This window comes from Adlercreutzia sp. St.1H8, from assembly GCF_059728655.1.
In genome coordinates, this window is sequence record NZ_AP039376.1 from 1,715,250 (window position 1) to 1,728,457 (window position 13,208).

Consider the following 13,208-nt stretch of genomic DNA (forward strand, 5'->3'; position numbering starts at 1 on the left):
ATTACACTGACCTGGAGAAACATCAGTGACAGGGTGTCGCTTGGCACCGACCAGGGTCGCTATTTGCGTAAACCATAGGAAAAATGGCCAGAAACGGCCACGGCCGCCTTCGAACACGCCTTCAGCCCTCTGCCCAACCGCTCCCGCATTGGCGCCTCCGCCTCCCCCCCCCATCGTCGGTGTCGAAAAAATTTCCAAAATAGTTCTTGCATCCGTTTGGGGAGCTGCGTATACTATACGAGCTGCGAAAGCACGGGGTGTTAGCTCAGTTGGTTAGAGCGCCGGCCTGTCACGTCGGAGGTCGCGAGTTCAAGTCTCGTACATCCCGCCATCTAACACCAAATCAGGAGCCATTTTTGGCTCCTGATTTTTTTATTATCTGGTTCCGAAAAATACAAAATAGGTCTGTTTTTAGGTCTATTTGGGCTGACTCCACAAGGCTAGATCAGTAAATCGGCCCATTCGTTCTAATTTATGAGCGAAATCCGTTAGAACTCTGATGGGTCTTGCCAGAGGTTGTCTTAACGGAAATACGGAGCATTGAGTGCCGTACATAGTATATTGATCTAACTCAGCACGTATAATGTGTTTGTTTGAGAAAGGTCGCAGTATGTCAAGATGTCCCGAATGCCATTCGAAGATTTCCGATGGCGCTCTCGTTTGCCCTCATTGTGGCTTCCGCGCTTCGAGTGAGCTGGTTCCAATCAAACATCTTGCGTCTACAAAAGAGCCTATCATCTTGGCAGTTCCGGAAGCGGACGTCATGCAGAATGGTCTAATGCTGTTCTCTGAAGACACTAACAGAAAACTCGTAGACTTTATTTCCAATGCTGATAACGCCTCGCGTCTATTCCCTTCGATTTATGAGGCGATAAAAAACATGATGGCTCGAGGGGAGGTGAAATACACTGCCGACTTCACCAAAGCCGCTAAAGAGCTCATGAAGAAAGGCGAACTCGTACTGAAACCTGACAAACAGGGACGCATTATGCCACAATTGCGCGATCCAGATACAAATCGGGTTTATGAAATGGTTCGTCTGAAGATTGAAGATGTCCCAGTTGATGTTGCTCCATCTTTGATTAGCCTACAAATGCAGCTAACTATGGCGCAGGTCCTCAGCGAAATAAAAGAGGTTGCGGCGAATGTGGAAGCGCTGCGATTGGAGAACCACGCGGATCGCATCGCTGAGGCAGAGAGCGTTTGGCTCAAGCTGCAGCAAACAGTTCGGTTAGAAGATTCTCGTCTTAGAGAAATGCAATTGCTCAACATAGCGAGCTCGGCAACAGAGGCACGTTGTCGCCTACAAGCAAATCTGGCTCTTCGCATATCGCAGCTTAAAGAAGGATCCACCAAAACAAAGGCCAATAATGCGAACACTGCCCTAGCTGAGCTCACCAGTATCGCTCTGATGGCAAGAAGCGAATATGCGGCATACACGCTGCTGGACGAGCCGGGAGCTGCACAGGAATGCCTGAGGCAGTTATCCTCGTTTATGAACGAAAATAAACTGAGCAGTCGTGATCTATTGCTCGAAATCAACTCCCAATCAGGCGTGAAGCGCCCAGATATAGTTGATGGCTTCCATCAGATTGCAACAGATATGACAAGCGCCTTCAAGCAGCTCGATACTTCCAGTTCACGCCTGCTAAATGAAGGCGATTCCTCTCTGCCGGATGACATAGACGAAACGGATGACGTAAATGGATCAACAACCGAAAACTAAACACTGCCTAGTTTGCAAATGTGAACTACCATCGAGTTATAAGCTCCCAGTTTGCCAGCATCATCGTGATGTAGCCAAAGATGGTGCGAAGTATGCTGGTGGGGTCGCCGTAGGGGTAGGTGGCTTTGTTGTGGTAGGCATTAAAACAAAGAGCTTTTCCAAAGCTGCTGGCTTTCTTATGGAAAGGCTTCAGCGCTAGTGCTGCATTGTGTTATCGAGCAGCTCATTGTATTTTTATTTGAAAATGAGCCTGCTTTTGGTCTGCGTTTTGAAGTCAATCGAAAAATAGGTCTGAAAATAGGGCTGGCTCCACAAGGCTTAAACCGCTTAAACGTCTAAATCGGCTTATTCGTTATGGGTAGATTGGGTGCGCGAGCAAGTTTTGATCATTCAAATATTTCTATAGGCGAATCCCAAAGTTTCAAGTTGTCTCTTGTGTGTTCGTAAAACACCAGTTCAGAGATCATATTTATTACTTGAATCGAAATCAACGATAATATCTTTGGAAGTATTTGACTCATGGTTTTAACGGTGAGGATAAAAATTCGATAGTATCAGAAGTCCGTTCTGTCACGTCGGAGGTCGCGAGTTCAAGTCTCGTACATCCCGCCATAAAAATCCATTCGCCGCCCTGAGGGGGGGGGGCGTTTTTCTTTTCTCCAGCCTCGCGGGCCCGCCTATCTCCGACCGTTATCGCGCGTTCGAAAAGCCCCAGAGCCCTATCGGGATCCGCCCCCACAATATGAACTGCTCTCTTTGTTCTCTTAAAATAAGCGTCAATCCATGCGTCAGCATAGATCAACGAGGCGTCATTGGGAAATGGCGCAAACGGTACTCAGCCGGCAATGGCCTTGGGGGGACTCTGCGATGGACAAGCTGACTTACCTTGCGAAAACGCTTTCGCGAACCAACCGTAAAGACTATGAGAACTTCGTCATCAACGCTATCTGGAACCGGCTTGGTCGCGATGACATCCAGCCAGTCTCGCAGCAATATGTGAGAAACCATGCTGATGCGCGACGATTCATCGACCTCTACTTCCCGCAGCTCAACATCGGCATCGAATGCGATGAGGGGCATCATCAGAGGCAGGCGAAGGCAGACGGAGAACGCGAAGCCGAACTCATCGACGTCCTCTCGGCCATCGAGGCCGGAGACTACACTCCGTATCATGTACGCGTTTGCCGAGAGAGCGGCGGCCCGGACTACGACCTCGCACTGCAGGATATCGAGAGAGCCGTTGCGGCGCTCAAGGACAAGGCTTCCAAGCTCGAGAGCCGTGGGCAGCTGAAGGCGTGGAATCCCGAGCTGACGCCAAAAGAGCTCCTTCGAGGCAAGAAGGAGATAGCCGTGGCGGACGGCATCTCATTCCGCACCATCACAGACGCAAGTAATCTCCTGTTTGACACTGACTACTCGTTCCAGCAGCGCGCTTTCTTCGTTCCACGCGGTGCTTTCTCCAAGCAGTATTCGGGAAAGCTCATGGCATGGTTCCCTAAGATCTCCGTTGACGGGTCCAGCACCCGCGGCTGGATGAACCAGCTCAAGGAAGACGGCAGCGAACTGTACGAGCGAAACATCGACGGACGCGATCTACCCGAGAGCGAGCCCGTGAGGCGAGTCGTCATTCCCTTCGTGCGCGATCCGGTTCTGAGGGCATCCGGCTACCGCTTCATCGGAGTGTTCGAGATGAGCGGGAAAGACTCGTTCATAAAACGGGGAGAAGAGATGTATCGGGTATGGCACAGGGTAAGTGACACTTTTCGCATCTTGGGCGACACACCCATGGAGCTACGCGAGCTCAAGGACGAGACGCCGCGCTAGGATGCCGGCAATCCACCCCTCCCTCGTCAGTACTCGTAGTCGTAGGCCGACACGCTCGTGACCCTGCCTCCTTGGGACTCGCCGGCTATCTCGAAGGCGTTCATCAGCATGAGGGCGCTGTTCGGCTTGCCGAGGAAGCCGGCGAGCGTTGAGTGCTCGATGCCGGAAAGGACGGCGTCGGACAGCGGGCCCTCGTCCAGGGCGTAGCCGTTCGTCACTGACTGGTCGTGGGAGTCGAGCCAGATCTGAGCCTGGCCCTTGCGGCCGTTGATCTCGTAGTCGAGGTAGATGGCATGCTGATCCTGGGGAGCCAAATAGTCAGTGGCGAAACGAAACCCGCTCCACGCCACCAGCAGGTCCGCATCGGGAACCGACGCGCCCTTCTCCCACTTCGACACCGTCTGGCGTACCACGCGAAGCCGCTCCCCCAGCTCCTGCTGGGACAGCCCCGCCTCCGTCCGCGCCTTTCTGACGGCCTCCCCCATCATGGCAGCTCACCCGCCTTCCCGCCCTCGCCTCGCCTCGATCGTCTCCCCTACCCTATGACCTCCGCGGCCGAAGGGCAAGCAACGGAAGTTAACAGAGGATCGCGACCATGCTAAAGGGAGGGAGCACGCAGCCGTGCGAGGTAATGCGGCACGACGAAGGCGGCTCCGCGACCGCGGGCCCGCTGTTACCGTCTCGCTCCTTCCCTCTCCCGGCGCGGAGTGCTAGGGTACGGGAGGAAAGCGAGCACGAGCCAAGGAGCGATCATGCCGAAAGTGGGACCTAAGGGACTTCTGGGAATAGCGGCGGCGGTGTGGATGGCCGCCGGCACGAGCATCACGACGCTGGGGATCCAGGCGCTCATCCAGGAGGGCCGAACCGCCCCGTGGTGGATGGTCGCGCTGCTCGCAGCCGGCGCGCTCGCCGTGTTCACGCTGTTCCACTCCCGGGTGTTTCAGCCCCTCGTCGCTAAGCACGTCGCGCGTATCCGCGCCTACGCCGAACCTCAGGGCATCCACCGCTTCTTCGATGCGAAGGGCTACCTCATCATGGCCGTCATGATGGGCGGCGGCATCGCGCTGCGCAGCTTCGGGCTCGTGCCGCCGTGGTTCATCGCCTTCTTCTACACGGGGCTCGGCGTGGCTCTCGCCTTCGCGGGCATCACCTTCCTCGCCCACTGCCTCCACGGCGACGCCCGCCCCCTGAGCCCCCATCGCTCCCACTTCAGCGCCTAGGGTATCCGCACGACGACCAGCCCCATCAGGGAGTTAATGGTTTGTTAATCCAAAAGTTAGCGAAACCTTAGCCAGCACGCAGCGGCGTCTCCCCTTCGTACGCTAGACTGGTGCCTTAACTTGTATCTGGTCGAGCCCACGGGGGAGGAGGTCGGCGGTGAGGGGCAAGCTGGGGCTTCGCGCCATCTACTTCCTCGCGCTCTCCGTCGTGTCGCTTGCGGCCATGGCGGTCTTCGTCGTATTCGACGTGGAGACCCAGCGCCGCGACACCGAGGCCTCCATGGTCGAGGAGGCGCGCACCTTCGCGCGGGAGATGGACGCCGTGTGGAAGTTCATGGAGACCTCCCAGGACACCATCAACTACACCTCCGACGGCACCTACGAGTTCAAGGGCCTTCACTGCGCCATCGTCGGCAAGAGCATCGGGGCCATCTTCTCGGCAAACAACGACTACTCAATCCGCTACACCAACCTCAACCCGCGGCGCGTCCACGATCGCCCCGACGAGTTCGAGACCGCGGCGCTCAACGCCTTCCACGAGGACCGCTCCGTCACCGAGTACTACGACACGGTAGTCGAAGACGACGTCCCGCAGTTCCGTTACGTTCGCGCGCTCGAGGTGGACGAGAGCTGCCTGGAATGCCACGGCGAGCCCGTGGGCGAGATCGACATCACCGGCCACGACAAAGAGGGCTGGACGATCGGCTCGGTCGGCGGCGCCATCTCCATCAGCATCCCGGCGGAGCGCGCGAGCTCCTCGCTGCTCAACAACGTGCTGCGCGACGTGGCCTTCTTCGCCTTCCTCATCCTGGCCATCGGCGCGGTGGTCTACGTGGTGACGGCGCGTTTCGTGCTGCGGCCGGTGGGCCTCATCAAGATGGCCTCGAGCGTGGAAGCCGGCGGATACCCGCGCCAGGTGGCCAGCTCATCGCGCGCGCGGGAGATGGCCCAGCTCATCAGCCAGTTCAACGCCATGGCGCGCGAGCTGTCCGCCCTGTACGCCGGTCTGGAGGAGAAGGTGGCCGACCGCACGCGCGACCTCCAGCAGGTGAACCTCGCCCTCGAGCGCCAGCGCGACCAGCTGGAGGCGCTCGGCCAGCGCCTCGCCGAGGAGTCGCAGTTCAAGACTGACATGCTCTCCATGGTGAGCCACGAGCTGCGCACCCCGCTCACCGCCATCCTGGCCACCACGCACCTCTCGCTCGGCTCCTGCGGCGAGGGGTCGGAGAGCTGGCACGCATGGGATGAGGTGCGCAAGAGCAGCCTGGTGCTGCTCGACATGGTGAACAACCTGCTCGACATCGCGCGGCTTGACGCCGGGCGCGAGTCGCTGGCCTGCGAGCCCATCGACCTGGGCGACCTGGTGGCAGCCGCGCAGGAGGACGCCTGGCCGCTGGCAGAGAACGCCCACCTCGTGTTCAGCGCCCAGGTGGCCGCCGACGTGCCGCTCGTCTACGGCGACTACGACAAGACGCACCGTGCGCTGGAGAACCTGGTCACCAACGCCATCAAGTTCACCCCCGACGGCGGCAGCGTGCGCATGAGCGCCTCGGTCGAGGCCGAGACGGGGGACGTGCTCGTCCAGGTGGAGGACACGGGCATCGGCGTCGCACCGGAGGATCAGGACCGCATCTTCGACCGCTTCGTCCAAGTGGACTGCGCCTCCACGCGACGGTTCAAGGGCAGCGGGCTCGGACTCGCGCTCGTGAGAGAGTACGCCCTGCTCCAGGGCTTTACGGTGGAGGTCTCAAGCCACCCGGGCGTCGGCAGCACGTTCACGCTGCGCGTGCCGGCGTGCCTGGCGGTGGCGCTTGACGAGGAAGACGGGGAAAGCCGTCCCGGCCAGGAGGTGGGATAACGTGTTCAAGGTCATGCTCATCGACGACGAGGGGAGCATCCACGGCGCCATCCGCAAGGCGCTTGAGCATGAGGGCTACGCCTACTGCGGCGCGCGTGATGCCGAGGAGGGACTCGCCCTGCTCGAGACGGCGAAGCCCGATCTGCTGCTGCTCGACATCATGCTGCCAGGGATGAACGGGTTCGACCTGTGCGGGCGCATCCGCGCCCGCGAGCGCGAGATGCCCATCATCTTCCTGTCGGCGAAGAGCGACATCGTAGACAAGTCCATCGGGTTTCGCGCTGGTGGCGACGACTACGTGACCAAGCCCTTCGACATCGCCGAGCTGCTCCTGCGCATCGAGGCCCACCTGCGCCGGCGCCGCGACGCCATCGAGTTCTCGCGCTGCACCGTGCGCGAGGGCACGACCTCCATCGGCGATTTGGAGATCCGCTTCGACGCCTACCAGGTGCTCGTCAAGGGCAAGCCCGCCAACCTCACGGCCAAGGAGTTCGAGATCGTCGCCTTTCTGGCCACCTATCCGGGCAAGGTGTTCACCCGCGGGCAGATCCAGGAGTACATCTGGGGCGACGGCGAGGCTGATGCCAAGTCGAACTCCATCACCGTCTTCGTGCGCAAGATACGCGAGAAGATCGAGGAGAACCCGAGCGAGCCGAAGTACCTGCTCACCGTTCCACGCGTGGGCTACAAGATGACCGACGCGCTGTAGAGGGCCGCCACGGCAAACGCCGGATGCGGGCCCGCCGGGCAAGCGCGGCCGACCTCACCGGCCTGACCTGGGCGTTAACCGCGCCTTAAGCAAATGATTAGCAAAGCCTTATCGTCCGTGCATGGCTATTACCGTTACCGGCCCGTAACCTCTTCTCCAGGGGAAACGAAGAGAGAGGAGGGCCTCATGACCCAAGGGAAGCCTGCTATCTTCGAGGAGGGAGGTCGCGACCCATGCCGTTCATCCTGACGCTCGTCCTGGCCTTCGCCGCCTGCGTCGCCCTCCGCGAGCCGATCAGGCGCTGGCCCATCGCCTTCTACGCGCTGGCCGTCGCCGCCGTCGTGACGCAGCTCGCCTCCGCGTCGCTCGGGCTGCCCAAGCCGATCGACCTCGCCCTGCTCGTGCTCGTCAAACGCTGCTACGTGGCCATGGCGCTGTTCACCGTCGTCATGTTCATCGGCGCGCTGCCGCCGGGCTCGCGACTCAGCCGCTGGCTGCGCCCCATCCGCGCCGAAGTGTCCATCGTGGCCTGCCTCCTGTGCGTCGGTCACGTCATCGGCTACGCCGCCTCCTACGTCCCCCGCGCCATCGCCGGCGCCCTGGCGAGCCCGACCGTGGCTGCGGGACTCCTGGCCGCCCTCGTGCTGACAGCGCTGCTCGCCGTCCTGGGCGTCACCTCGGCCCAGCGCGTCAAGCGGGCCATGGGGCCAACGCGCTGGAAGCGCGTGCAGAGGCTGGCCTACGCGTTCTTCGTGCTGGCCTGCGTCCACGCGCTGCTCATGCTCCTGCCCTCGGCGCTGAGCGGAGGCATCGCGGCCGGAGAGGGGGCGCTGGCCTACGCCGCCGTGCTCCTCGCCTACCTCGCCGCACGGGGAGCGCGAGCGCTGGCCGACCGGCGAGCGGACGACGCCGCAAGGGCAGGGGGCGACAAGCCCGCGTCAGACGACTCCGAGCTGCGGGCTGCCTGAGCGCCCGCCGGTGAAACCCTCACAATCCGAAGGATGGTGCTTCATGATTTCCGAATTCCCGCTCTTTATCTTCACGACGCTCGGCGGCCTCTCCGCCGGCCTCGTCATGGCCATGGCGGCCTTCCCGCCGGCCGAGAAGCCGACCCGACCCTGGCTCGCGCCGCTCACGGCCCTCGTGCTGCTGGGTGTGGGCATGCTCGGCGTGCTCTTCCACCTGAAGAAGCCGGCGCTGTTCCTGCTGGCGCTGCGCAACCCCGCGGCCGGCATCGCCCAGGAGGCCTACTGCGGCATCGTGCTGGGCGTGCTGCTGCTCGCGCTGCTCGTCATGAGCTGGCGCAAGGGCGAGGCACCGCGGGCCCTCACCTGGATCGCGGCTGGGGTCAGCCTGATCATGGCGTTCGTCATGGGCTTCGCCTACGTAACCAACGTCGGCACCGCCGCCTGGGCCAACTGGACCACCGTGCCGCTGTTCGTGGCAGGCGACATCGCCATGGGCCTGGCGCTCTGGGCCGTCCTGTCCAAGGGCGCGCTTGAGAAGCGCCCCTTTGCGCTGACCGCCGCCGTCGTGCTGGCCGTGAGCGCCGCGACCATGCTGCTCACGGGCCTGCACTTCGGCTCCGTCGGCCAGGGCGCCGCGCTGCTCTACGCCGGCCTCGCGGTGACCCTCGCCGGTGCCGCCGTGGCGGTCGTCGCCGCCAAGAAGCCGGCCGCCTGGCAGGCGGGCGCCCTCATCGCCTGCGCGCTCATCGGCACCTGCCTCGCCCGCTGGGCCTTCTACGCTGCCAGCATTATCTAGGCGCATCAGCGGAAAGCCCTCAATACGAAGGAGGAACGATTTACCATGACCCGCTACGGAATGGCCATCGATCTGAAGCGCTGCGTTGGCTGCCAAGCCTGCGCGACTGCCTGCAAGATTGCCAACAACCTGCCCAAAGACATCGTCTACAACGTGGTGTACACCAAAACCGACCGTGACTGGGATGCCGACTTTGGCACCGCCGTGGTACGCGGCGCCGTTGCCAACGACAACGCCGGCGGCACCTTCCCCCACTGCGTGCTCGAGTTCCTACCGGTGCAATGCCAGCATTGCGAGAATCCGAGCTGCCTGCGCGTGTGCCCCACCGGCGCCACGCAGAAGCGCGAGGACGGCATCGTCTGGGTGGACAATGAACTGTGCATCGGCTGCGCCGCCTGCATCATGGCCTGCCCCTACGATGGCGTGCGTTCCATGAACGAGAACGAGCCGGAATACTACCTCGACGTGACGGTTGGCGAATACGACGCCCCCGTCCACGAGGCCGGCACTGTCGAGAAATGCACGTTCTGCAAGAACCTCGTCGACCGGGGAGAGGTTCCCGCCTGCATGCAGCTGTGCATGGGCCGCGCTCGCTTCTGGGGAGACCTGGACGACCCCGAATCCGCCGTCTCCAAGGCCATCGAAGGGCGCGACTACCATAAGCTGCGCGAGAGCGCCGGCACCGACCCCAACGTGTACTACCTGCTGTAAGACGACGCCCTACCAGGTGATCGCACGAGCACGAGGAGGACTCATGACCGAGGAACGGGAGCTTCGCCGCATCATAGGGCTCGCAGACGCCTGCGAGCTGCTCTGCGCGGCCACGGCCTTCCCCGATGAGGCGCTCGCAGCGGCCCTCTGCGACGGCTCGCTCACGGCAGACGCCCGCGCCTGCCTGGCTGACGCCCAGATCGACGATGCCGCGGGCGAGGCGGCGTGCGCCGACTGGGAGGCCCTCACCGGCCGCGACGCCGCGACGCTTGCCGCCAGCCTGCGACGCACCCACTCCCTGCTGCACGTACGCCAAGCCGACGGGGTGGCAGTGTTTCCCTACGAGTCGGCCTTCCGCTTCGTCGCCAGCGGGCACGAGGGAGAGCCCGGCCTGTTCCGATCCCCCGTGACCATCGCCGTGGAAGCGCAGATGCGCGAGGCCGGCGTCATGCCGGCGGATGCGCGCACCGAGCCCTGCGATAGCATCTGGAACGAGGCGGCGTTCCTCTCCTTCCTGCTGGGAAGCGAGGCGGCTGCCTTGATGGAGGACGACCTCGATGCCGCGGGGGCCTGGAGACACCGCGCGCAGCTCTTTATCGAGGAGCACCTGATGAGGTGGCTTCCCGATTTTCTCTGTGTCACAGCGCAGAAAGCCCGCGCCTTGGCAGACGACGGCCTGGCAGACGAAGACGCCGTCCGCTTTCGCACGGGCCTGAGCGCCTGGGGCGCCCAGGTGGCCCGGCTGCTGGACGACCACAGGATGCTCACCGCGCCGTCGACGCAAACCTCCCGCTGACGTAAACCCGTGACCTCGACGAGAATCGAGGAAAGGAGACTTTCATGACCGAGCAAGCAACTCCGCATCGCTTCACCCGAAGGAGCTTCATCAAGGGCGCGGCCGCCCTCGGCGCTGCGGGCGCCCTGGCCGGGTGCACCCCCCAGGCGTCGAATCTCGCCAAGACCGGCGACGCCGCGCCCGAGACCACCATCTACTCCGGTGCCTGCCGCTCCCAGTGCATCCAGGGCTGCTACCTGGACGTGCACGTTCGCGACGGGCAGATCGTGCGCACGACCGCCGGATCCATCCCGGACGAGCCCTTCTACGAGCATATCTGCCCTAAGGGCCTCTCGCACCCCGCGCGCGTCTACAGCTCCCAGCGGCTCCAGTATCCCATGCGCCGCGTCGGCGAGCGCGGCGAGGGCAAGTTCGAGCGCATCAGCTGGGACGAGGCCATCAAGGAGATCACCGACAAGTGGAAGGGCTACACCGAGGAGTTCGGACCTGAGTCCATCGCCTTCTTCCTCGGCAGCGGCAATACGGCCGTCCTTGGCGGCGGCACTGCCGACGGGTCGGTCATGCAGCACCTCCAGACGGTCATGGGCGCCTGCAGCGTCCTGCCCGACCGCGACATCGCCTTCCAATCGGCCATGGTGAAGATGTTCGGCCCCGGCGCCGCCTTCACCTCCCCCGCCGAGTGGAACAAGGCGAAGAACATCGTCATCTGGGGCTGCAACCCGACCGTTTCCTGCAAGCGCATGATGCACCTGTACCTGGACGCAAAGGATGCGGGCGCAAAGCTCACCACCATCGACATCCAGTACAACACCAACGTGGCGAAGTCCGACTGGTTCGTCCCCGTACACCCCGCCACCGACGGCGCGCTCGTCTTCGGCGCCCTGAGCGAGATCCTCGCCCAAGGCTGGCAGGACACCGAGTTCCTCCGCGCGCACACCGAGGCGCCCTTCCTGGTAAAGGACGACAACAAGTTCCTGCGCATGAGCGACCTGGGAGTCGCTCCCACCACGGGCACGAACGCTTACGGCAAGGAGATTGTTATCGACCCCGAGGTAGTGTGGGACGAGGCCACGCAATCGCCGCGCTCGCATCAGGAGGCCGAGAAGCCTGCACTCGAGAACATCCCCGAGGAGATCGAGGGGTTCAAGGTGCGCCCGGTGTGGGGCATGATGGTGGAGGCCATCTCCGAATGGACGCCTGAGCGCGCCTCCGAGATCTGCGGCACGCCGGTTGAGGACATCAAGGCGCTCGCACGGCTCTATGGGCAGGAGGGCCCCGTCTGCACCGGCATGAACCAGGGTCTCAACCACTACTTCAACGCCATCTACACCTATGACCTGATCTTCGCCCTAATGCTCATCACCGGCAATATGGGCAGGACCGGCTCGGGCCTCATCTCCGGCGGCGGCAGCTTCGGCGTCAGCAACTCGGCCGGCTGCATCAACCAGCCCAGCACGAAGGGCGAGAAGCCCCAGGGGCCGGGCCGCAACATCAACTGGACGGCGCTCTACGGCATCATCCACGACCAGGAGCTGCTCGGCAAGCCGTTCCCGCTCAAGAGCCTCTACTGCTCCTGCACCAACATCGTGTCTAACCAGACCGAGCAAAACGAGACCATCAAGTCCCTTAAGGAGATCGAATTCCTGGTCGTAGAGGAAATGACCATGAGCGACACTTCCCTCTACGCCGACATTTTGCTGCCTGCGTGCCATTGGTTCGAGTGCGAGGATCTGCGCGTACGCTCCTACAATATGCCCTACCTGGTCTACAACGACAAGGCGATCGACCCCCTCTACGAGAGCAAGCCTGACTTCGATATCTACAAGATGATCGGCACGGCCATGGGGTATGGGGACTTCTTCGACTTCACCGAGAAGGACTACCTCTCCCTGTGGCTCGACAGCCCTGCGGCGAAGAAGGAGGGTGTCACCTATGATTCCCTCCGCGAGACGAAAATCGCCCGCAACAACCAGCTCAAGAGCAATCCATTCGAAGGAGGCCGGTTCTTCCACCAGAGCGGGCGCGCCAAGTTCTGGACAGAGACGGTGGTTCCCGAGTACAACCTCGGCCAGACCGTCGACGAAAGCAAGGAGCACCTGCTGCTGTACTGGGAGCCGGCACGCGAAGCCAACTTGGCCGCCCCCCTTCGAGAGCAGTACCCCTTCTCGGTACTTGGCGAGCACATGCGCACGCGCAACCACACCCAGTGGTTCGACGTGGACTACATGAAGGAGTACGAGAAGCAGCCGGTGGCCCGCTTCAACCCCGACGATGCCAAGGAGCTGGGAATCGCCGAGGGCGACACCGTTCGCCTGTACAACGATCGCGGGTCGGTAACCCTGCTGGCCACCATCAACGCCGGGCAGCAGCCCAAGACCATCAACTGCCCGCGCAGCTTCCTCACCCGGGAGCATATCGATGGCGACTTCGCGACCATCTCGTTCAACGACTATAACCAGGTGACGCGCAATCAGTGCTACTTCGACCAGGCCGTAGCCGTAGAAAAGGTCGAGGCCTAGAGCCCCCTAGCGCACCCGTCTCTCCCTCCGGGACGGGTGCGCCTTCGGAGACGCCGAATGCGATTCACAGGCGCAAAGTGG

11 protein-coding genes, 1 tRNA gene and 1 pseudogene are annotated in these 13,208 nt (G+C 62.1%); 12 read left to right on the forward strand and 1 reads right to left on the reverse strand.

Annotated features, from left to right (window positions below; all coding sequences use genetic code 11):
* Positions 1-254 precede the first annotated feature (254 nt).
* The 4 genes and pseudogenes from AC6I0Y_RS06635 to AC6I0Y_RS06650 all read left to right on the forward strand — a co-directional run bounded on the left by AC6I0Y_RS06635 (position 255) and on the right by AC6I0Y_RS06650 (position 3,550).
* Positions 255-331: transfer RNA gene (locus AC6I0Y_RS06635), tRNA-Asp, on the forward strand.
* A 279-nt stretch (positions 332-610) separates the two neighbouring features.
* Positions 611-676 (forward strand): annotated as a pseudogene (locus tag AC6I0Y_RS06640) (zinc-ribbon domain-containing protein); the annotation flags it as partial.
* A 63-nt stretch (positions 677-739) separates the two neighbouring features.
* A complete protein-coding gene (locus tag AC6I0Y_RS06645; RefSeq protein ID WP_236643343.1) occupies positions 740-1,726 on the forward strand; it encodes a hypothetical protein in 987 nt (328 codons plus the stop codon).
* An 867-nt stretch (positions 1,727-2,593) separates the two neighbouring features.
* Positions 2,594-3,550 (forward strand): AbaSI family restriction endonuclease, encoded by a 957-nt coding sequence (locus AC6I0Y_RS06650; protein ID WP_497730280.1) that lies wholly within the window; start codon positions 2,594-2,596, stop codon positions 3,548-3,550.
* A gap of 26 nt (positions 3,551-3,576) precedes the next feature.
* Here the strand turns inward: AC6I0Y_RS06650 and AC6I0Y_RS06655 are convergent, their stop codons facing one another.
* Positions 3,577-4,038 carry a helix-turn-helix transcriptional regulator gene (locus tag AC6I0Y_RS06655; RefSeq protein ID WP_497730282.1) on the reverse strand — a complete coding sequence of 154 codons (462 nt, stop codon included), beginning with the start codon at positions 4,036-4,038 and terminating at the stop codon, positions 3,577-3,579.
* 264 nt (positions 4,039-4,302) lie between these two features.
* Here AC6I0Y_RS06655 and AC6I0Y_RS06660 point away from each other — a divergent pair, with 264 nt between their 5' ends.
* The 8 genes from AC6I0Y_RS06660 (at position 4,303) to AC6I0Y_RS06695 (ending at position 13,127) form a co-directional block, all read left to right on the forward strand.
* Positions 4,303-4,770: a hypothetical protein gene (locus tag AC6I0Y_RS06660; protein ID WP_497730284.1), complete on the forward strand. Its 468-nt coding sequence runs from the start codon at positions 4,303-4,305 to the stop codon at positions 4,768-4,770.
* Positions 4,771-4,927: 157 nt separating this feature from the next.
* On the forward strand, positions 4,928-6,628 hold the full coding sequence (locus AC6I0Y_RS06665; RefSeq protein ID WP_497730286.1) for a c-type heme family protein: 1,701 nt from the start codon (positions 4,928-4,930) through the stop codon (positions 6,626-6,628).
* A gap of 1 nt (position 6,629) precedes the next feature.
* The gene (locus AC6I0Y_RS06670; protein ID WP_497730288.1) at positions 6,630-7,337 is read left to right on the forward strand and encodes a response regulator transcription factor; all 708 of its coding nucleotides are present in this window, start codon (positions 6,630-6,632) and stop codon (positions 7,335-7,337) included.
* A gap of 233 nt (positions 7,338-7,570) precedes the next feature.
* Positions 7,571-8,305 carry a ferric reductase-like transmembrane domain-containing protein gene (locus tag AC6I0Y_RS06675; RefSeq protein WP_497730290.1) on the forward strand — a complete coding sequence of 245 codons (735 nt, stop codon included), beginning with the start codon at positions 7,571-7,573 and terminating at the stop codon, positions 8,303-8,305.
* Positions 8,306-8,348: 43 nt separating this feature from the next.
* Positions 8,349-9,101 (forward strand): DmsC/YnfH family molybdoenzyme membrane anchor subunit, encoded by a 753-nt coding sequence (locus AC6I0Y_RS06680; RefSeq protein ID WP_497730292.1) that lies wholly within the window; start codon positions 8,349-8,351, stop codon positions 9,099-9,101.
* A 45-nt stretch (positions 9,102-9,146) separates the two neighbouring features.
* A complete protein-coding gene (locus AC6I0Y_RS06685) occupies positions 9,147-9,812 on the forward strand; it encodes a 4Fe-4S dicluster domain-containing protein (protein WP_497730294.1) in 666 nt (221 codons plus the stop codon).
* A gap of 43 nt (positions 9,813-9,855) precedes the next feature.
* Entirely contained in the window at positions 9,856-10,608 is a 753-nt protein-coding gene (locus tag AC6I0Y_RS06690) for a molecular chaperone TorD family protein (RefSeq protein WP_497730295.1), read from the forward strand.
* Between the two features lie 44 nt (positions 10,609-10,652).
* Positions 10,653-13,127: a molybdopterin-containing oxidoreductase family protein gene (locus AC6I0Y_RS06695; protein WP_497730296.1), complete on the forward strand. Its 2,475-nt coding sequence runs from the start codon at positions 10,653-10,655 to the stop codon at positions 13,125-13,127.
* Positions 13,128-13,208: the final 81 nt, after the last annotated feature.

What these genes read in the sequence shown, in the direction of transcription:
- AC6I0Y_RS06650 (WP_497730280.1), top strand. Translation starts at nt 2,594, where the DNA reads ATGGACAAGCTGACTTACCTTGCGAAAACGCTTTCGCGAACCAACCGT.
- AC6I0Y_RS06655 (WP_497730282.1), bottom strand. Translation starts at nt 4,038, where the DNA reads ATGATGGGGGAGGCCGTCAGAAAGGCGCGGACGGAGGCGGGGCTGTCC.
- AC6I0Y_RS06660 (WP_497730284.1), top strand. Translation starts at nt 4,303, where the DNA reads ATGCCGAAAGTGGGACCTAAGGGACTTCTGGGAATAGCGGCGGCGGTG.
- AC6I0Y_RS06675 (WP_497730290.1), top strand. Translation starts at nt 7,571, where the DNA reads ATGCCGTTCATCCTGACGCTCGTCCTGGCCTTCGCCGCCTGCGTCGCC.
- AC6I0Y_RS06680 (WP_497730292.1), top strand. Translation starts at nt 8,349, where the DNA reads ATGATTTCCGAATTCCCGCTCTTTATCTTCACGACGCTCGGCGGCCTC.
- AC6I0Y_RS06685 (WP_497730294.1), top strand. Translation starts at nt 9,147, where the DNA reads ATGACCCGCTACGGAATGGCCATCGATCTGAAGCGCTGCGTTGGCTGC.
- AC6I0Y_RS06690 (WP_497730295.1), top strand. Translation starts at nt 9,856, where the DNA reads ATGACCGAGGAACGGGAGCTTCGCCGCATCATAGGGCTCGCAGACGCC.
- AC6I0Y_RS06695 (WP_497730296.1), top strand. Translation starts at nt 10,653, where the DNA reads ATGACCGAGCAAGCAACTCCGCATCGCTTCACCCGAAGGAGCTTCATC.